The sequence below is a fragment of the Lactobacillus sp. ESL0701 genome (genome assembly GCF_029433445.1).
Classification (GTDB): Bacteria; Bacillota; Bacilli; order Lactobacillales; family Lactobacillaceae; genus Lactobacillus.
Map to the genome: position 1 here is coordinate 287,526 of NZ_JAQTIC010000002.1, position 22,191 is coordinate 309,716.

The window sequence follows — 22,191 nt, forward strand, 5'->3', positions numbered from 1 at the left end:
CATCAAACAGTTTTTTCATTTACACTAATTTATCTAAAAATTAGCGGTTTTAACATAAGTCTTGTTACCAACAATGTAGTATGACGTGCCATGAAGCGTGACTGGGTCACCATAAACGGTAACTATCTTACCTTGCTTCAAAGTCCTTTGGTTAGCACGTGTACCATATCTGTTATAGACATACGCATTATGCTTCAAGCTTACCTTGGTGCCCGTGATATTTTCAACTGCAATGTAGTAACCCTTATCAGTCTTATAGAAGTTTCTACCAGCAATACTGTGTACCGTCTGGTCAATCTTAACCCGCGAACCAGCATTTAAGATAATCTGATTAGCGCGTTTGCCATTTTCATCATACAGATAAGAATTATGCATTACTCGATCCTTAGTTGGATCAGCTGCAATTGACTGGACAGGCGTCAGATCGCGACTCGGCTTCTTAAAGTTAGTAGCTCTCAAGAAGTAGCCTTTATCAGTCTTATAGAACTCCTTACCCCGAATATTAATTGGCTCACCATAAGTTATAACCGTCTTGCCGCGCTTGAAGACCTGCTTAGTAATCCGCTTGCCATATTTGTTATACAGATAGGCATTGTGGATCAACTTTTGCTTGGTGCTTAAAACATTTCCAGTTGCTAAGTAATAATTATCGTCCAAGATGTAGAAGTCTCTACCAGCAATTGTCTTAATGCCATACACTGGAACTACGGAACCTGTCTTAAAGACCACTTCATTAATCCGCTGACCAGTTTCATCATAAAGGTAGGCATTGTGGTGCAAAGTTACACTTTCACCTTGCTTAGTACCAATTATTACCGAAACTGGAACTACAACACTAGTACCATTAGGTAATGTTACCAGTACTGAAGCAGAAACGGTCTTACCCGCAACTGATGTATCCGGAGTTTGCTGCCACTTATAAGTAGTACCCATTGGCAGGCTAGCCGAATTACTAATTGCTTGTTCAGCATACTTGGTATCTTGACTCAAGTCTGTTCCTTGCGGAACTGTCACACTACCGCCAATTGGCTGCGTATTATCACTTGGTGTGCCAGAATTGCCCGAGCCGCCAGGATTACCAGCATCGTTAGTAACATTCAGCGGTACCTTAACTACTTGCTTTGTACCATCGCCGTAATTAACTACAACGTAGGCATTTTTAGGTCCTAATTTACTTGTATCGATTGTACCTGTACCATCTGATTTGCTTGCCCAAGCAAAGGTTGCATTTGGATATGCCCGCAATAGGTCTGCAACATTCAATTCTTGCCCTAATGCTGCTTTAGCTTGCTCTGGCGTTGGTTGTGTGCCAGGTGTTACTTCTGTGTTAGTTGTTACACCGGCAACATCAAGATGCTGGACACCAATAATATTTGCCTTCACGGTTACTGGATCACTAATTGAACCGTCCAAATAATGAACAATAACTTGTACATTTTGCTCACCAGGTACACTTGACCCTGCAGCAGCCCAAGTTAAGAAGTCTACCTGATCCCAATTGACACCAGTAATGACCTGTTTCATTTGTTCCTTGTCATTCTTAAAGTATGCTGGTGTCTTGGCAACAGGATTACCAGTTGCAGAATCATGAACAAGGTGGGTCAATATTGGGTTAGTTGCGTTTACAGCTGCAGCAACTGGATGGTTCTCCTTGGCATTTGTCTCGTCAACATTCAGACTAACTTCAACAATCTGTTTTGTACCATCACCATAATCGACTACAACATATGCAGTTTGCATACCTTTAATACTTGTATCAACTGTCCCAGTGCCATCACTATTTTTAGCCCACGAATATTTAATATTTGGATACTGACCGTCTAATTTAACTACACCCGCTATCTCTAAAGCTTTTCTAGCTTCAGCTTCCGTTGGTGTACTATCCACTTCAACGGTTGTTAAACCACTTGACTTTTCAGCACCGAGGACATTAACCACTAATTTAAATGGCGCACTAGTTGAGCCATCCTTATAATGGGCAACTACTTCAATTTGTTGACCATCACCAATCGTATCTGGCTGGGCACCAGACCAACTTAAATGATCAATCTTGACAGTTGAATCGTCGTCACCTGTAATCTTGATGTTCTCTTTAATCCAAGTTGGATTAGTAAATTCGGGAACATTAACTTCATTATGCAAACCATCAGCAATATGAGTCGTGATTGGTACAGCTTGCGTTGTATCAAGATTGCCTTCATTAGTATCAGCCTGGGACTTAATACTCAAGTCAACTTGAACAATCTGTGTTGTCCCATCACCATAATCAACAACAACGTAAGGCTGCGAAGTCCCAACAGTATTAGTATTAATTGTTCCTGTACCATCAGAGTTAGCTGCCCAGCTAAACTTAGCATTTGGATATTTAGCCAAAATTTTGGCATTCTCAGTTGGATCAAGAGCTGCCTTAGCCTGATCAGCTGTCAAACTATCACCTGCTGCAATAACTGTTGGGTCAGCTGTCTTCTTAGCACTTAATACATTAACGTTAATCGGGAAAGCTTCACTGACTGAATTGTCTTTGTAATGAATAATTACATCAAATTGTTGGTTATCACCAACAGCTGTTGGTGCATCATTAGCCCAAGTCAAATTATCAACAACACTGCTAAGATCCGTAACACCTGGAATCTGCATAAAAGCACCCATCTTTGCCGGATCAGAGAATTCTGGCGGCATCACAACACCATTAGTTGACATGTGCGTTGTAACAGAACCACCATTTGTTTGGGGACTATAAGTAGCTCCAGAAGTTGGCTCTTCATTAACCATTAGGTCTACTTGAACAGCTTCCTTGGTGCCATCACCATAGTCAATAATGACATATGGATGTTGCAACCCGCTATGACTAATATCAACTGTGCCAGTACCATCACCATTTGCGGCCCATGAATATGTCGCATTTGGATATTTAGCATCAATAGCTAGCAAATCGTCACGATCTAAGGCTGCCTTTGCCCGTGCCTCATTTAGCTTACTACTATCATCACCAGTAGTAATTGTAGTTGGTGTATCTGACTTCTTATTACCAATTACCTTAACGTTGATGTCTCTAGTAATTGATGTGCCATCATTAAAGGTAATCTTAATCTTACCCGTGATTTGATCTACTGCACTAGCAACACTTGGTTGACCATCTGTTGCCCAATCGACACTAGCAATATTAGCATCTTCCGTATTATTTAAGAACGAGCTAGGATCGCTAAAATCAGCTGGCGTTTGTGCCGGATTATTGCCCACGTTAACTACGTGTAAGACAACATCCTTACTCTGGCTGTAATCTAATTGTGAACTTTGTCTTGGTACTGTCAAAACTGACGCGACATCTTTTTCAGTGCCATCATGGAATTTAATATGAATTGTTTCTACATAAGTTCCTGGATTATCTACTTTACCATTTGTAATGTTAACTGATGTAGCAAATGTAGCTACTGCGTCGTTTGGCAGGTCATTTACCATTTCGGCGGCAGTAATTGTTGCTCCCGGCTTCTTAGTAATTGTCTTACCAGTAACTGAATCGGCATGCTTTTCACCATCAGAAATTACTCTGATATAACCGGTCACAACCTTAACCGAACCGTCACTAAAGGTTAGCTTAACTTGTGATTGCTTTAGACCTTCCGTTTTTGTAATTTGCATGGCAACATTAGGATCGACCCATTCAACAGTTGGCTCACCAGTAAGTTCAGTAAAGTTATCAATCACGCTAGATGCATTAACTGTACTATTAATGTTAACCCTAACCGTCTTTACATGCGGATTATTCTTCTGTGCTTCAGTTGACGCGGCAGTTGGCACCTCATTAACAATAACTTGTGTTGGTACCTCATCTGTTGAACCATCTGCATAGGTAATCTTAATCTTGTTTTGGGTTACGCCAGCAACACTGCTAGATGGTACAGTTTCATATTCAAAACTAGTTGCGTTAGTTAAGTCAGCACTATTAATCACTGCATCTTTTGCGTCAGGAATTGCAGCCCCAACATTGACGCAAACATTCTTCGCTCTTGGACGTGAAGCCGAATGAGCATCACTGGTAACATCAACAACTACTGGTACATTGTTAGTGGTGCCATCTGGATAAGTTACCTGAACAACAGCTGCTTGAACACCTAATCTGTTTAAATCATTAACAATTGGCGCCGTTTGCCATGCAAAAGTTGTACCTTCTGGCAAACTATCAGCATTAGAAATTGCAGCCTTAGCTTGAACATCAGTCGCGGTTGATCCAGCTGCATAAGGAATATTAGTTCTTTGCCCCAACGGGTCATTAGCCTGAGTTGGGTTAGCATTACCAACGATCACTGGAACAGCAACATAATCAGCTGAACCGTCTGGATAAGTTACTTTAACTGTGCCGACTGCTGAACCTTCATGTGACAAGTCAGGAGCATTAAGCCATTCATAGGTAGTACCACTTGGCAGATCGGCATTATTGGCAATTGAAGTCTGAGCATCAGGTATTGTACCATTTAAGTCAGCTGTCTGAGTGATACCTTCTGGCATTTCTTTTGAAGCTGTATCATAAACATTAACCAAAACGGGAATACGGTCAGTTGAACCATCCGCATAAGTTACTTTAACCCACGATGGTTTATCGCCTGTTGTCGAAGTATCAACTGGACTTTCCCATTCAAAAGTTGCATCTGCTGGGAATGTATCTGGCTTATAAATTGCATCTTTAGCAGTCGCAGCATCCATTGTCGTTCCTTTAGCAACAGAAACCCCTCGAGAATTTTGACCAGAACCAGCTAATTGATCATGATACAAGTTAGCTGCTTGTTTATTAATCGTAACATCAACTGGTACAATCTGCTGACCATCAATATTATCTGGTGTATGAGCTGCACCCTTCTTATAGTAAGTTAAGACAACGTAACCTGGTACCGTCTTAGTTGGCTGCTGTTCACTATAAGTAACGTAGCTATTATCCATCGCTGTTCCTTGGTTATCTTTAGCCCATGAATAATCAACGTCATAGCCTGCATCACTTAAAGCACTAGTTAATGCCGGCTCATCTTTAAGTGCTTCTTTAGCCTGATCAATCGTTGGCAATACTCCATTAGGAGTTGTAGTTGATTGATTGTCTGCCTTTTCACCACCAAGAACATTAACCTTAACATTATCAATTTCTTTAGTTGATCCGTCACTAAAGGTTACCCGTAATTTAGCTGTCTTTTCACCAGTTGCATCATTAATAATATCGTCAACATTAGTATCATCATCCCAATCGACACCAGTCACGTTGGTCAAATCACCAGCTAAGTAAGTACTCCACTTACTAGAATCACTAAATTCTGGCACTAATGGCTCATTCTCACTTGGAATAGTAACCGCATGAACGACTACTAGTCCTGCACCTGCCGTAATTCCTGAAGCTGTTGCCTGATCTTCTCCCATAAAGACTTGTGCCGAAACCAGCTGTGTCCCATCAGGTTGACCATTACGATGATAAGTTACTAAAACTTTAACATCATTGGTTTGACCAGATTGCAAATCGGCTATTGTCAATGGACCTGAGCCATCAGCCTTATACCACTCATAAGTTGGATTAAAACTGCTGGCATCACCATCAAAGCCAACAGCATCTTGGGCTTGAGCTAATGTTGGCATTTGACCGTGAGCAACCGTTTGCACATCTCCAGATGATTTAGCCTTAACTAGCGTTAATGTTACTGGAATATCATCAGTTGTACCATCACCATAAGTTACCCGAATGACGGCATTCCCCAAATTAGTGGTTTCTGTTTCAACCTGCGAACCGACATCATCAATTAAATTACCGTCTTCATCTTTAACTAAGCCACCAGCAATTAATTCACCATTTGCATCCATTGCTTGATTTGGCAGCCACGCAATACCAGTAATTGTCTTATTGCTTGGATTAATACTATCATCAAGTTCCAGTAAATGAGCAAGCGTTGGCGCAGAATTATCACTGCTGTCAACCGCGTTCAGTCGATCTTGAGCTGTACCAATGCCAGTAATTTGACCAGCATGAATCATAACGCCTGTTGCAGAAATATTGTATCGTCCAGCGTCCGTCTTCTTCCAGCCATCATACAGATCAGTTCCTAAAGCAAAACCAGCAGAACCGTTAAAGCCACCTGCACTTTGGATAACTGTTTGAAAGTCTTCTTTAGTACTCAAATCTTGGAAAGTCTTGTTAGCCTTACCATCAGCTAGAATATTTTCCGGTAAGGTCGGATTGGCTAAAATTTGCATTTGGGCATCAGTCAAATTAGGATCAATAATATTAGCATTATCAGAATCTTGAATAATCCACTTGTACTGGTCGTCAATCAGTCCCATCTTAGCACCTGAGATATCAGTTTCTGGGAAATTAAAGTTGTTAACATCACCGGAATTACTCTTTAATTCAAAGATTTTCGGTGTATCAGCAATTAAGATAAGCTGGTTATCTTTACCTGGATTAACACCAGTATCGGAAGCATTATTTTGGATATGAGTTGATGAACCTTTAAATAACTCCAGTTTTAACGGTGGAATACCAGAATCAACTCTGTATAAAAAGTTAACCGTCGGATCAATCGTCAGATCAAAGGTTGAATTTTCTCCGACTTCAATTCTGGCATTATCAATTGTCCCCGTACCACGCAGAGCACTCATCGTGTTCGCAATGTGGGCTGTTACGTGAGCGTTATCTTCAATTATGAAAATATCACAAATAAAACTAGTTGAAGTGCCAGTAGTCGGTGCAAAATCAATCGTCACAGTAGATCCAGTTGTTGCTGTTGGCTCGGCATAGTCACTAAAGATATTACCATCAGTGTTGTAGTTAAGTTGAACATCATTTTCAAAGTTGATCAATGCATCATAACTAACGTTATCACTCTCAACATTGTTCAATGTAACAGCCTTATCATTATCGTAGCCATAAAAGTTGAACAATGTTGGGTCGTCATTTGGCTTCATCCCCATCAACTTAATATCATTGAACGTAATGCCATATTCATAGACATCATCTTGAATGATATTAGAACCAATATTTAAGGTATGATTGTTACCATTAATTATCTTACTAATCGGGATCGTATAGGTCTGATTACTGTCAGTTGCCGCAATATCCCCAGTTACATTGATCGTTTCCACATTTTCACTGGTTAATGCAGTTTTAAAGTCTTCCCAAGTGCTAACATCGGCTTCATTTGCCTGTGCAGTTGGTAATTGCTTATTAGCATTCGTTGCATTATTCGGCTTGATGGCAGCACCTGTCGCAACTTCATTAGCATCTGCTGTATTTGGATCTTCTACTGGCTTAGCAGTTTCATTACTATCAGGATCACTAGGAGTGGGTGTAGCTGGCTTTTCTTGTTCCTTATTAGTTGAGTTTTCTTCAGCACCAGTAGCACTCTTTAAAAATGAACTTAAACCCGAATAAGTTGCCAAATTTGCATTAGTACTTGTCTTGTCACTTGCAGACTCCTGCTTATCTTCACCAACGGTAGTAGCATTTTTGCTTGTCTGAACTTCTGTATCAGAGTCAGATGAAGAAATAGTGTCTGCTTTAGCAGTTTGCCCATTTATTGCCATAAAGCTAAAACCTAGCAAAACGGAAGCTGCACCCACAGTTAATTTTCTAATTGAGAAGCGATCCTTTTTGGATTGCATCTCTGTCTTTCTCAATCTTTCCTTAAAATTATTTCTTCCCAGCATATTTCTACCTTCTTATATTAAAAAATTATTTTTGATAGTGCTTACATAGTCTATGGTAGACCCTAAATCTGCTTTATACAAACACTATGCTTATATATAACAAAATAGACTATATTCAAGTTTGCTATTAGCGCCATCTTGCATATATTTACATCAATAATTAAATAACTTCAGTAGAAATTATTCTGAATTTGAAATATAAAGTAAAAGAAGCACTACTTAAAACAAAGTAGTGCTTCTTTTTAATAACTAATATTACTTTAAACAATCTCCTAAATCAACTTATTTAAAGCTAACATACTAATAATATACAACCATTAATTTTATAAATAATATCATCTTTAAAAATAACTTAACGTCGCTTTTGATGCATTAATTCAACTACCACCTGCGAGAAAACATAGCCTAAAGCAATTGCACCAGCCACCATTGCCACGTGAATTGTCTTTTGAACAGCTATCATTGGCGAGTGATTAATCATCGCTGCCAGAGCTTGGTAACCACTGGCTCCTGGTACCAATGGTACTAAACCACTGACAAACATTGTACTCGGCATTTTCTTTTTAACAGCGAGAATTATCCCTAGACTACCAACGACAAACGCAGCCACAAAGTTAGCTAAGATCGCACCCAGTCCAAACTCAAACATAAACCAGTAAACTAACCAGCCAACACAAGCAATGCTACCTGATGTATTAAGGGCAGTCTTCGGTAAATTGATAAAAAGATCAAACATTATTGTTCCCAAGTAACTGAAAAGAACCTGAATTACAAAATGATAAAAAGTCATCTTATTCCATCCCTTCCGCTACATGTAGTGCAGCACAACGCCAATCCCAAAGGCCAAGGCACTAAGCGTAATTAAACATTCCATCATACGTTCTAATCCTGACAATAGATTACCTTCAAAAATATCACGCACAGCAGTAATCATTGGTATTCCAGGTACTGGCGGCATAACTGCCCCGATAATAATATTTTGAACATTAAATCCTAAATGAAAATGAACCCCAATAACTGTACATAACCCTATTGTCAGCGCACCAAAGAACTCACTAATAAAGCGAATACGTACACGTGATGACAAGAAGAATGTCACATAATAGCCTAATGCTCCAGCGACAAAAGCTAACGGAAAGTCGCGCCAATCATAGGTTTGTGTAAAGATAAACATAAAAAAGGCACCTTCAAAGCCAGCTGCGATTGTTTGCAGCCAAATTGGAAACTGCGGTTTTGCAGTTTGAACCTTATTCAAACCATTTTCGAACTCATCCAGTGTAATTTTATCGGCAGTATACTGTCGCGATAAATGATTGACACTATTAATCCGTGCCATATTGATGCCACGTTTTTCAATTTGAATAAAACGAGTATACGAGGCATTTTTTAAGCTGACCATCACCCCTGTTAAACTGGTAAAAGCTTCAGCCTTACTACTGGCGGCATGGTCAATAATCCGCTTGGTAGTGTCCTCAACACGCCACATTTCCGAACCGGACTCAATTAAAATTTTAGCGGCTAACACGCCAACGTCGATTGCCTTGTTTTCCATTTTCATCACCTTAACCAAGTTTAACAGACCTTGTATCCTTTTACAGCCCTAGATTACTCAAATAAGAAAATTCTACTACTTGACCACAAAAAAAGCAGCACTAACGATTGCGTGCTGCCTTAATTTAATTAATTATTTACCAAAATTAGTAAAAATGTCCTTATAAATATTAATAAAGTCTAAATACATTTTCTCAGAAACATATTCATTATCTTGGTGCGGTGTATCACTACCTGGACCATATACTAAATAAGCAAAGCCAGTAGGACGATTAATCAGGAATTTTGAACCATCAGTACCACCGGAAACACCTTCAGTTAAGAAACCACCATCTTGATATTCAATATTAGCCATTTGTGCTTCTTTTTGCATCAATGCACGTTGTTCAGCTGGTATCTCTTGTTTAGCAAGATATGGTCGAGCAGTATCTTGAACAAGCTTGAGCAGCTTAGAATCACGGTCACCAATAATTGGAACAATATCCATATCAACTGACATTTTAACGTGCCCAGTAGTTGAATTGTTGTAATCGTCAATTACTTGTTGGAATGCTTCCAAAATCTTAGGATTAGACAATTCTGGAATTGTCCGCAAATTCAATTCAGCTTGTGCGTAATTAGGAATTGCATTAACTTGGTTACCACCCTTAATAGTATCAATGTTAAAGACAGTTTCACCCAAAACGTCATTCTTAACACCGCTAGTCAATTCCTTAATGCACTTCTTAATGTTATCCAAAACGTTAAGCAAATGTTCAACCGCGTTATTACCCAGAAATGGCATCGAACTGTGAGCGGTTTTTCCTTCTGAAGAAATTGTTATATCAAGTTCACCCTTATTAGCAAAAACTGTTCTAAATAAGCCTGATGGCTCACCAATTAACAGCGCATCAGCATCATCAATATAGCCTTGTTCTTGCAGTTCTTCAGCTCCTGGTTGACCAACTTCTTCACCAGCAGTTGCCAATAAACGAATCGTGCCAGGAATTTCAGTGCCGCTTTCCTTTAACTCAATCATGGCAATTACCATTGCAGCTAAGCCGGCCTTCATATCAGTCGTGCCGCGGCCGTACAGCTTGTCGCCATCTTTAGTAATTTTGAATGGATCAGTCTTCCAGTTGTCTTTATTAACATCAACTGTATCCATATGTCCAGAAATAACTAAAACTGGCTTGCCTGAGCCAAGTTCGGCAACTAAATTAGCCCGATTAGCATCATCCTTAAGCGGCAAAATCTTGTTTTCAATTCCAGCAGCATCAAGTAATTTTTTTAAATAATTAGCCACTGGTAATTCATCGCCATTGACTGAATGCAAGGCAACCAAATCTTGTAAAATTTGTAATTTTTGTTCTTGTTCCATGATAGATCCCTCCTGTAAGTTTATCGTTTAATTATAATCTACTTTTCTATTAAAACACCTTTTAACAATTTTACAAGCAAGAGCATGCTTCTTAAAAATTAATATTGTTTTTTTAACTATGACCAATTATCACAAATAAATGATAGCTTACTATCAAAACTTAATATTCACAACTCAAATATCAAAAAAGTCATACAATAAAATACTGTACAACTTCTTTGCATAATTATAATTCTTGATCCAGCTTAAGCAGAGCTTGTGTTACCTCATCACGCAATTCTTTACCCAAAATTTGTTCAACGCTTGCTTCTGAACGCCTAACATAAGCAGCTGCATCACGTTCAATGACCTCTGCCTTAGGTGTTAAGATAATTTCTTTCAAACGACTGTCGCGCTCATTAACCTTTTTAGTAATTAGATCTTTATGTTCCAACAGCTTCAAAATATTAGTTGCCGTTGATTTGCGAATATTGAATTCATGCTCAATATCCTTTTGATAAACCTTCTTTTCTTTAGGTACAGCACTTAAAAATTGAATAATCACCATCTGCGTACCTGTTAGACCGATTGTTCGCGCATAACGATCAACATTGCGATTAAAGGTATTTTGTGCCCGCTGTAAAGCTAAACCAAAATTTTCTTTCATGACTTAATTCTCGCTTAAACTATCCTTTTTAGTTGCTTTATGTAATAAGTATACGCCAATCACAACCAAAATTAATAAGAAAATTAACCCAACTTGAGCACCATCAACTAGCTTCCCAGCTGTTGTTGGTCTAGCACTAACTTGTTGCACAAATTGCATAATTGCAGAAACAATCGACGTTCCGACAGCTCCTGAAAATTGCTGCACCATGTTAAACAAGCCATTACCATCCGCATTTTCTTCCTTAGTAAGTAAATTCAAAGATGAAGTCATTGTATCACCCATGATCAATCCCGTACCAGTCATAATAATCAGGTAAGAAATGAGCACGTTAACACCTGTAAAATGTTGGGCAAACAGACAGAACATGATAATGCCAATAAGTTCAAAGCAGGAACCAGTCATAATTGGCTTTCTTGGACCATAATTATCAAGCATTCGACCACTAACTGGTGAAGCAATAGCACCAATAGCACCACCTGGCAAAAGCAGTAATCCTGCAACCATAGCAGTTGTACCATTTACGATTTGCAAGTAGTTTGGCAAAATGAAAGACAAGCCAACCGTATTAACTTGGAAAATAAAGTAAGCAATGATTCCAGCAGTAAACTTGCTGTTCTTAAGCAAGCGAATGTTTAACAGCGGTTCTTTTACTTTAAGTGAGTGCTTAATAAACAAAACCAAAGCAATCAAGCCAATTACTAGTGGCACTATAAATTCCAATGGTCTTATTAGAATTCCTGACAAATTACTGAAAGCCAAAATTAAACCGACAAAAGTCAAGGCAATTTCAATAAATCCAGTCCAATCAAGCTTGGTATGGCTTAATGGGTATGGATCCTTAGTGATGCACATTACACCCATAATAAAGGAAACAACCATCACCGGAATAATTAGAATAAAAATATAACGCCAGCTAAGAGTATTGACAACTAAACCACCAAACGTAGGCCCCAAAGCAGGAGCTACCGCGGTAATCATTGTCCCAATTCCCATTAACAAGCCAACTTTATCAAGTGGTGTTCTTTCCAAAATAATATTAAACATCAGTGGCAAGGCAATCCCAGCACCGGCACCTTGAACAATTCGACCGATAACTAAAAAGATAAAGCCCATTGACTTCGTTGTAAATGAGTCAATCAATAAACCGACAATAAATAAAATTGCGGCTGTCACAAACAATTTTTTTGAACTAAAATTCTTCTTTAAATATGCAGACAAGGGCATGATGATTGCGGCAATTAAAAGATAACCAGTCGTCATCCACTGCACTGTTGCCATATTTACGTTAAATTCCTTCATTAGAACAGGGAACGTAATATTGCCCGCTGTTTCAATTAACACGCCTGAGAATGACATCAGACCCGCCGCAAGAATTGATAAAATTAATTTTGCGTCTAATTTCCTTTGCATCTAATTCCTCCTAATCAAAAAATAGTTAGCTTGCTAACTATTACAAATAGCTATGTTATAACATTTTGCCGCAAATTGCAAAGGTTTCTAAGAAAGAAATCGTTTCCAATTTCAATATTTTTTATAACTGAACTTCAGCAAACAAATCCCAATCAAAAAAGCAGCAACAAACTTGTTACTGCCTAATAATTAATATGCGCGCTGCCCCTTCTTGTAGACTGCCTTGTCTTTTTGGGCCACAGCCTTAACATCAGCCAACGGATTTTCATCCAAAACTAGAAAATCAGCGTACTTACCGATTGCTAAAGTACCGTATTCATCGTCAATCTTCATCAATTGTGCGGAATGCACACTGGTTTGTAAGGCCTCATAATTGGTGAAACCTTGCTCTGCTAACAATTGCAATTCTGTTGGCGTTTGGAAGTAGTCATTAAATGGGGTGCCTGCATCAGTACCTAAAGTAATCTTAACGCCGCGGTTTTTAGCATGGGTGATGTTCTTACGCAAATCGTCTAGAGCATCACTGGCCTTCTTTACCTCCCAATCCGGCATTTTTCCTACCGCATAAGTAGGAAAGGCCCAATCAGCAACCACCGTTGCTGTTAAATAGGTTCCTTGCTTGAGCATCATATCAATTTGATCATCATCAACATAAAAACCATGCTCAATGGAATCTACGCCAGCCTTAATTGCATTGCCAATCCCAGCATTGCCTTCTGCATGAGCCGCAACAATCAAGCCCTTATGGTGAGCCTCCTCGACTGCCGCACGCATTTCGGCAACGCTTAATTGCGGATCGTCCATAAAGTCATTCTTAGTCATTACACCGCCAGTAGCCATTACTTTAATGTTCTTAGCACCCTTTTTCAAGCCCTGACGCACAGCCTTGCGCATTTCATCAGGAGAGTCTACCAAATGAGCAAAATGCGGTGAATCCCCGTGACCGCCAGTCATCGAGTAAGCCATCCCTGACGGCATAATCTCCGGTGTCTTAGTAATCTTGCCTTCTTCAATCATTCGCGCCAATGTAATATCAATATCATAAGTGGATCCACATTCACGAATATAAGTCACGCCAGATTTAAGAAAATCATGCAGGTGCTGCACGGCACGGACAGTCGTTTCAACAACATTAGCCGTTGGATCACCATCAAATGCAGTTGAGCTGTTATTAATATGAGTGTGACAATTAATTAGTCCCGGCATCACGAACTTGCCTTCTAGATCCACGACCTTGTCACTAGCAGGGGCAGTCCCAGTTCCCATTGCCGTAATCTTACCTGTTTCGTCATCGACAACAAAGTAACTATTACTTGTAACTTTTTCTTCTTCACCATCATAAAGGTTCATGTTTTGATATATAGTTTGTGTCATTTTAAATATTCTCCTTTTTACTTTTCCGATTATTAAAAATCATCATGACCTTATTTTACGAAACCGACCTTATACCATAATTGGTGGTTATTATTATTATCCGCCGGATTCAGTGAATATCCGGTCACCTTGTCATTAACAGCGAAAACAGAATACGAATTAAATTCTGGAATTGCATATGCCTCATCATTCATATATTCTTGCCATTCATGGAACTTTTCTACCCGATATTTATGGTTAAAGGCTTTCTGCGAATCAATTGCTGCCAGCAGCTCATTATTCTTTTTGGTAACAAAACGAGTGTAATTCTTGGGAGAATTATCGGAATAAAGGCTGCTTGGTGATGCCTCACTGTCTAGATGCCAGCCAATCTCACACATGTCAAAGTCGTGACTATCACCCTCAAGCTTAGTTACATAGGAATTAAACTCTGTCAGCCGATTTCCAATTAACTTAACGTTTAAACCAATCTTATGCCACTGCTGCAGGTAATTCTGCTGGATCGGCTCCTGAGTTGGGTCAGTTTGCCTTGCCATATAGCGAATTGTTAACGGCTTGCCATTAGGCTGAACCCGCCACTTGCCCTTCTTTTTATAGCCAGCCTTATCCAGCAGCTCGTTAGCTTTTTTCAAATTGTAAGAATAGCCACGCGCGTTTTTATCAAATACATCACCAAACTGTGCGGGAATTAATGTCGGAACTCTAAAACTTAAGCCATGAGTATAATGCTGGTAGACTTCATCAGTATTCATTGCGTAGCCAATCGCCTGTCTTAAAGCCTTATTATTCATTTTGGCATGGGGATCCATAACGTTTTTATTCTTTTTTGCATCCCATTTACCAACCTTAAAGCCGATAAAATTGTAGCCTAGGGGAACTTTAGCAACAAAGTTAACACCCTTAGTGTTTTTAACTTGTTCCCATTGTGAATTGATTACCTGTGTAATATCGTAAACTTTACTCTTAATCGCCTGAGAAGCAGAATTAGTAGCTAAAACTGAAATTTCAATTTTGTCCAGTTTTGGTCGACCCCGCCAATAATATTTATTCGGCACCCAAGTAACTGACTGACCTCGAACGATTTTCTTGAGCTTAAATGGTCCAAAATATAATGGTGACTTTCTAATCTTGTCAGACGATTGTAATTTATCAAACGGCACATCCTTTAAGTAATGGTATGGCTCGGCTGTTTCCCAGAAAAAGTTATTGCCCGAATATTCCATTCCTGGCTTCAATTCATCAAAATGAATTATTACCTGACGACCATTATCACCATCTGGCATTTCAATACCCGTAATCGTCTTAGCACGTCCCTCATGATAAGCCTTCATTCCTTTAATATTTTCAAAAGAATTGGAATAATTCTGCGATTGCGTGCCCTTATTAGCTAAAATCTCGTAAGCATACTCAATATCCTTGGCTATCACCTGCTTACCATCTGACCACTTGACACCCTTTTTAACATTAATTATTGCCGTATTATTTTTTCTATCTAAGCGAATCGTGGCTGGACCTTTATCATTAAACTTGTAATGATTGTCAGTATCAAACAAGCTTTCATTACCAGGACTGGCAATGTCATTATCAACGGCGGTATTTTTAATTTCATTAGCAAAAATCCCAGTAAAGGGTGTATCTGTTTCCTCCGCAATTTTAAGTGTTCCACCTTGCTTTACCTTTTTGACTGGTGTTTTAATTGGAAATTTTTCGCTAACTTTAGTGTTATTGTTTTTTCCACCGCAACCAGTTAAACTAATCGCCGCTGCACCAATAACTATGGCTGACTGCATTAACCTTTTGAATTTAAAATTCATTCTTATACCTCTCATTACCAATAAAAAAACCTCATTCAACTTAATGAATGAGGTTTTATCTTTGTAGTCAAGCCCCATTCATTAGAACGCGAATAAGGGCTTAACTACATAAATTACTAAATTAGTAATTATCTAGGTCAAGTCCTTTACGTTCAACAACAAGGCTAAAGATTTTAATGCGGAAACAGCTCTAATAGTAATTTGCTTAATAATATTTATATTTTTCATTAGAGCTACCTCCCTTATCTAATTTATATTTAATATATTAACAACAATCTTAGACTTAGTCAACCGATGTTTTGATATTTTATTACTTTTAAGCATAAAATTTACACCAAAAAAGCATCCTCATTATGAGGATGCTTTCTTAGTTTATTTACAATAAATGCATTACATTATTTTTTAAAATTACCAACCAAGATGTATTGACGATAGCGACAATGGTAATACTTCTTACCATTAATTACTTTAGTACCATAGATCTTCATCTTTTTACCTTTTGGCAATGCCTTATTGCTTACACGGTGTCCTTTTTCGTCGTAAACATAAGCATTATGCTTTAAGTGTAATTCTTTACCCTTGAAGTTACCTGCTGCGACATATTTACCATGTAAGATACTGTAGAACTTACGTCCCTTAGCGTGGATTGTTTCAAAGGCCTTGACTTTCTTACCCTTCTTCAGAACTACCTTGCCAACACGCTTACCTTTAGAATTATATTCATAAGCGTTATGACGTAAATTCTTCTCAAAGCCGTCAAAGTTCTTGGCAACAACATAATGATCATCGCCAATGTAGTAGTAGTAACGTCCATTGATTAACTGCTTATCACCGTAGGTCTTAACCATTGTACCAATTGACATAACCAGGTCACTAACGCGGTTACCATTCTTATCGTAAACATAAGCATTGTGACGTAACTCCTTGATTACCGCATTATCTGCAGCCAACGAAGTTGATGTAGATGCTGAATTTGAAGTTGGTGTAGTTGAGGATGGTACATAGTTATTGTTCCAGTCATTAGCTACCGAATTACTATTACTAATTGAAGTACTCATACTTTGACTAACAACAGTTGATGTTGAAATACTATCACTCATACTTACACTAGTTGAGGTACTGTCACTAACACTAGTACTATCACTAATTGAGGTACTTGTACTGTTACTCATTGAAGTACTTGCACTAGCTGAACTATTACTGTCACTGATTGAAGTACTCAAGCTTTCACTTGCGCTACTTACAATCGAATTACTACGGCTCATACTTGCACTAGCTGAACTATTGCTATCACTAATTGAAGTGCTGTAGCTTTCACTAGTACTGTCAGCAATTGACTTGCTTTGGCTGTCACTAGTTGATCTGCTCATACTTGCAAGGTAGTCACTAGTACTAATTGAAACGCTGAAGCTTTCGCTTTGGCTAACAACGATTGAGTTGCTGAGGCTAAGTGATGTGCTGTAACTCTCACTAGCTCTATCTGCTGTAAACTTACTGTCTCTTTCACTTGTAGAGAGGCTTAAGCTTGCTGAGTATGAACTGTTGTTAACAGATTCACTGTAGCTTTCACTTGTACTATCAGCTAATGACTTACTTTGACTTTCGCTAGTCGAACGACTCATGCTTGCCAAGTAATCACTGGTACTAATTGAAGTACTGAAGCTGTTGCTTTCACTAGCACCTACTGAATTGCTATCGCTGATTGAAGTACTGTAACTGTGACTATTACTATCAGCATCTGACTTACTATTTGATTGACTATCTGAAGTACTCATAGAAGCAGATTGATTACTTTCACTAATTGAAGTACTAAAGCTTTCGCTCTGACTGATAGCTATTGAGTTGCTGTCACTAAGTGACTTACTGTTACTGTAATTTTCACTGACTGTTGATGAATTACTGTTACTAATTGAAGTACTGTAGCTGATGCTTTCACTATCTGCTAGTGATTTGCTGTCGCTTTGACTAGTTGAACGACTTTGACTTGCCGATGAATTACTATCGTTAATTGAGTTACTGTAGCTTTCACTAGTGCTATTAGCAAGTGACAAACTATCTCTTTGACTTGCAGAGATGCTCAAGCTGGCTGAGTATGAACTGTTGTTGACAGAAATGCTGTAGCTTTCGCTTGTGCTGTCAGCTAATGACTTACTTTGACTTGCACTAGTTGAACGACTTTGACTTGCAACGTAGTTGCTTGTACTAATCGAAGTACTGAAGCTTGCGATTTGACTAAGAATAGTTGAAGTACTTTCACTTTCTGATTGACTAGCACTCAAGCTGGCACTAACAACTGCTGAGTTACTTGCACTCAATGAGTTGCTGTAACTCTCACTAGTACTATTGGCAAGTGCTTGACTATCTCTTTGGCTTGTAGAAGTGCTTAAGCTGGCTGAGTATGAACTGTTGTTGACAGAAATGCTGTAACTCTCACTAGTACTATCAGCTAATGACTTACTTTGACTTGCACTAGTTGAACGACTCATGCTTGCCTGGTAATCACTGTTACTAATCGAAGTGCTGTAGCTTTCACTTTGACTGACAGCTACTGAGTTGCTTTCACTCAATGACTTACTTGCACTCAAGCTGGCTGCAACTGCTAATGAAGTACTATCGCTCAAGGATTTACTGTAGCTATCACTAAGACTTGTTGCAGTTGACTTACTGTCACTTTGACTAGTTGAAGTACTTTGACTTGCTGATGAATTACTATTATTAATTGAGTTACTGTAACTTTCGCTATTACTATTAACAAGTGATTGACTATCTCTTTGACTTGCAGAAATACTCAAGCTTGCTGAGTATGAACTGTTGTTAACAGATATACTGTAACTTTCACTTCTACTATCAGCGAATGACTTACTGTTACTTGCACTAGTTGAACGACTGGTACTTGCCAAGTAATCACTAGCACTAACTGAAGTACTGTAACTAGCGCTGATGCTATCAGCTAATGACTTGCTTTGGCTGTCACTAGTTGAACGACTGACACTTGCTAAGTAATTACTGTTACTAATTGATGTACTGAAGCTTTCACTTTGACTGACAACAACTGAATTACTTTCGCTAAGTGACTTGCTTGCACTCAGACTAGCAACAACTGCCTTAGATTCACTAAGACTAAGTGAATTACTGTAACTCTCACTAGCTGATGTATTGGCATTACCTGAAGCGTTAATTGCTGAAGCAAATGAATCTTGTAAACTCTTAGAGATACTGTTGCTATCGCTAATTGCAGTTGAGTTGCTATTACTCAATGATTTACTGTAACTTTGGCTTCTACTATCAGCCAATGAATTACTGTCACTAATTGAAGCACTGTAACTCTCACTAGTACTATTTACAGCTGATTGATTTTGACTGGCACTAATTGAAGTACTCTTGCTTGCTGAAGCAATACTATTGCTTAATGAAATACTATTGCTTTGAGTTTGACTATCAACCAATGATTGACTGTCTCTTTGGCTAATCGATGTACTCTTACTTGCCGAGTATGAACTGTTATTTACAGAATCACTGTAACTTTCACTAGCACTATCAGCCTTAGACTTACTTTGGCTTGCACTAACTGAACGACTATTGCTTGCTAAGTAATCACTGTTACTAATTGATGTACTGAAGCTTTCACTTTGACTGACAGCTTTTGAGTTGCTTACACTATTACTCAAACTTGCTGATGTAAGTGAATCTTGCATACTCTTTGAAACACTATTACTTTCGCTTAATGCCGTTGAGTTACTATCACTAATTGAGGTGCTGTAACTTTGGCTCGCACTAACCGCTCTTGAAGTGCTCTGACTCAATAACTTACTATTACTCTCACTAGCTGAAGCATTAGCATTACCCGAAGCGTTCATTGCTGAAGCAAATGAATCTTGTAAGCTCTTAGAGATACTGTTGCTATCGCTAATTGCAGTTGAGTTACTATTACTCAATGATTTACTGTAACTTTGGCTCCTACTATCAACTAATGAATTACTGTCACTAATTGAGGTGCTGAAGCTTTCACTTTGACTGTCTGCCAATGATTTGCTGTCCTTTTGACTCTTTGAAGTACTTTGACTAGCTGAAGTATTACTATCATTAACTGATGTGCTGTAACTCTGACTGGCAGAAATATTACTATTATTCAATGAAATACTATTGCTTTGAGTCTGACTATCAACCAATGATTGACTGTCTCTTTGACTAATCGATGTACTCTTACTTGCCGAGTATGAACTGTTATTTACAGAATCACTGTAACTTTGACTTGCACTGTCGGCCTTAGATTTACTTTGGTTTGCACTAACTGAACGACTATTGCTTGCTAAGTAATCACTGTTACTAATTGAAGTGCTGAAGCTTTCACTTTGACTGACTACCTTCGAGTTACTATCACTAATTGAGGTACTGTAACTTTGACTTGCACTAGCAACCTTAGAATTACTGTCACTCAATGAATGACTAGCACTCATGCTTTCAGAAGCATTCGAGTTACCTGAAGCATTGATTGCCGAAGTGAATGAATCTTGTAAGCTCTTAGAAATACTGTTGCTTTCACTTATTGCAGTTGAGTTACTGTCACTTAATGATTTACTGTAACTTTGGCTTCTACTATCAACTAATGATTGACTGTCTCTTTGGCTAATCGATGTACTCTTACTTGCCGAGTATGAACTGTTATTTACAGAATCACTGTAACTTTGACTCGCGCTATCAGCCTTAGATTTACTCTGAATGGCACTAACTGAACGACTGGTACTTGCAAGCTGATCACTATTACTTACTGAAGTGCTAAAGCTTTCACTTTGACTAACTACCTTCGAGTTACTATCACTAATTGAGGTGCTGTAACTTTGACTTGCACTAGCAACCTTAGAATTACTGTCACTCAATGAACGACTAGCACTCATGCTTTCAGAAGCATTCGAGTTACCTGAAGCATTGATTGCCGAAGTGAATGAATCTTGTAAGCTCTTAGAGATACTGTTGCTATCGCTAATTGCAGTTGAGTTACTATTACTCAATGACTTACTGTAACTTTGGCTTCTACTATCAACTAATGAATTGCTGTCACTAATTGATGTACTATAACTTTCACTTCTACTGTCAGCTGCTGACTTGCTATCTTTTTGACTCTTTGAAGTACTTTGACTCTTGCTGTTTGCTACAGAATCACTATCACTAATTGAAGTGCTGTAACTTTGGCTAGAGCTATCAGCTATCGACTTACTGTCTTTTTGACTCTTTGAAGTGCTTTGACTAGCAACACTGTTACTGTCGCTAATTGAAGTACTGAAACTTTGACTGGCGCTGCTAATCTTCGAGTTACTGTCGCTCAATGAACGACTATTGCTCATACTTTCAGAGGCATTCGAGTTACCCGAAGCGTTAATTGCTGAGGCAAATGAATCCTGCAAACTCTTGGAAACACTGTTGCTTTGACTAACAGCTGCTGAATTGCTCTGACTCAGTGAATTACTGTAACTTTCACTTTGACTATCAGCCAATGACTTACTATCTCTTTGACTGATTGAAGTACTCTTACTTGCTAAATAATTACTGTCACTAATTGAAGTGCTGAAGCTCTCACTTTGACTATCAATAATAAACTTACTATCTCTTTGGCTCAGTGAAGTACTTCTACTTGCTGAATATGAACTGTTATTCACAGAATCACTGTAACTTTCACTAGCACTATCAGCCTTAGATTTACTTTGGCTTGCACTAACTGAACGACTGGTACTTGCAAGCTGATCACTATTACTTATTGAAGCACTATAACTTTCACTTTGACTATCAGCTATCGACTTACTGTCCTTTTGACTCTTGGAAGTACTTTGACTAGCTGTACTGTTACTGTCACTGATTGAAGTACTGAAGCTCTGACTGGCGCTGCTAATCTTCGAGTTACTGTCGCTCAATGAACGACTATTGCTCATACTTTCAGAAGCATTCGAGTTCCCCGAAGCGTTAATTGCTGAGGCAAATGAATCCTGCAAACTCTTGGAAATACTGTTACTTTGACTAACAGCTGCTGAGTTGCTCTGACTCAATGAATTACTGTAACTTTCACTTGCACTATCAGCTGCCGACTTACTGTCCTTTTGGCTCTTGGAAGTGCTTTGACTAGCTGTACTGTTACTGTCACTGATTGAAGTACTGAAGCTTTGACTAGCGCTGCTAATCTTCGAGTTACTGTCGCTTAATGAACGACTATTGCTTTGACTTTCAGAAGCATTCGAGTTACCCGAAGCGTTAATTGCCGAGGTAAATGAATCCTGCAAACTCTTGGAGATACTGTTGCTTTGACTAACAGCTGCTGAGTTGCTCTGACTCAGTGAATTACTGTAACTTTCACTTTGACTATCAGC

The 22,191-nt window shown here is 38.7% G+C and carries 9 protein-coding genes; all 9 read right to left on the minus strand.

All coding sequences use genetic code 11. The annotated features are described in order from the left end of the window. Positions 1-33: 33 nt before the first annotated feature. The gene (locus PT281_RS02830) at positions 34-7,632 is read right to left on the minus strand and encodes a Rib/alpha-like domain-containing protein (RefSeq protein WP_277151862.1); all 7,599 of its coding nucleotides are present in this window, start codon (positions 7,630-7,632) and stop codon (positions 34-36) included. 397 nt (positions 7,633-8,029) lie between these two features. Next, a complete protein-coding gene (locus PT281_RS02835) occupies positions 8,030-8,467 on the minus strand; it encodes a threonine/serine exporter family protein (RefSeq protein ID WP_277151864.1) in 438 nt (145 codons plus the stop codon). 18 nt (positions 8,468-8,485) lie between these two features. Continuing rightward, positions 8,486-9,229 carry a threonine/serine exporter family protein gene (locus tag PT281_RS02840; protein WP_277151866.1) on the minus strand — a complete coding sequence of 248 codons (744 nt, stop codon included), beginning with the start codon at positions 9,227-9,229 and terminating at the stop codon, positions 8,486-8,488. Between the two features lie 132 nt (positions 9,230-9,361). Next, the gene (locus PT281_RS02845; protein ID WP_277151868.1) at positions 9,362-10,588 is read right to left on the minus strand and encodes an ArgE/DapE family deacylase; all 1,227 of its coding nucleotides are present in this window, start codon (positions 10,586-10,588) and stop codon (positions 9,362-9,364) included. A 226-nt stretch (positions 10,589-10,814) separates the two neighbouring features. Beyond that, positions 10,815-11,234: a MarR family winged helix-turn-helix transcriptional regulator gene (locus tag PT281_RS02850; protein ID WP_277151870.1), complete on the minus strand. Its 420-nt coding sequence runs from the start codon at positions 11,232-11,234 to the stop codon at positions 10,815-10,817. A gap of 3 nt (positions 11,235-11,237) precedes the next feature. After that, positions 11,238-12,647 (minus strand): DHA2 family efflux MFS transporter permease subunit, encoded by a 1,410-nt coding sequence (locus PT281_RS02855; RefSeq protein ID WP_277151872.1) that lies wholly within the window; start codon positions 12,645-12,647, stop codon positions 11,238-11,240. A gap of 189 nt (positions 12,648-12,836) precedes the next feature. Further along, positions 12,837-14,021: an amidohydrolase family protein gene (locus PT281_RS02860; protein WP_277151874.1), complete on the minus strand. Its 1,185-nt coding sequence runs from the start codon at positions 14,019-14,021 to the stop codon at positions 12,837-12,839. 50 nt (positions 14,022-14,071) lie between these two features. Then, on the minus strand, positions 14,072-15,835 hold the full coding sequence (locus PT281_RS02865; RefSeq protein ID WP_277151876.1) for an oligopeptide ABC transporter substrate-binding protein: 1,764 nt from the start codon (positions 15,833-15,835) through the stop codon (positions 14,072-14,074). A 395-nt stretch (positions 15,836-16,230) separates the two neighbouring features. Further along, on the minus strand, positions 16,231-22,191 hold a 5,961-nt coding region (locus PT281_RS02870), incomplete at its 5' end, for an SLAP domain-containing protein (protein WP_277151878.1).

What these genes read in the sequence shown, in the direction of transcription:
- PT281_RS02855 (WP_277151872.1), bottom strand. Translation starts at nt 12,647, where the DNA reads ATGCAAAGGAAATTAGACGCAAAATTAATTTTATCAATTCTTGCGGCG.
- PT281_RS02845 (WP_277151868.1), bottom strand. Translation starts at nt 10,588, where the DNA reads ATGGAACAAGAACAAAAATTACAAATTTTACAAGATTTGGTTGCCTTG.
- PT281_RS02840 (WP_277151866.1), bottom strand. Translation starts at nt 9,229, where the DNA reads ATGGAAAACAAGGCAATCGACGTTGGCGTGTTAGCCGCTAAAATTTTA.
- PT281_RS02865 (WP_277151876.1), bottom strand. Translation starts at nt 15,835, where the DNA reads ATGAATTTTAAATTCAAAAGGTTAATGCAGTCAGCCATAGTTATTGGT.
- PT281_RS02830 (WP_277151862.1), bottom strand. Translation starts at nt 7,632, where the DNA reads ATGCAATCCAAAAAGGATCGCTTCTCAATTAGAAAATTAACTGTGGGT.
- PT281_RS02860 (WP_277151874.1), bottom strand. Translation starts at nt 14,021, where the DNA reads ATGACACAAACTATATATCAAAACATGAACCTTTATGATGGTGAAGAA.
- PT281_RS02850 (WP_277151870.1), bottom strand. Translation starts at nt 11,234, where the DNA reads ATGAAAGAAAATTTTGGTTTAGCTTTACAGCGGGCACAAAATACCTTT.
- PT281_RS02835 (WP_277151864.1), bottom strand. Translation starts at nt 8,467, where the DNA reads ATGACTTTTTATCATTTTGTAATTCAGGTTCTTTTCAGTTACTTGGGA.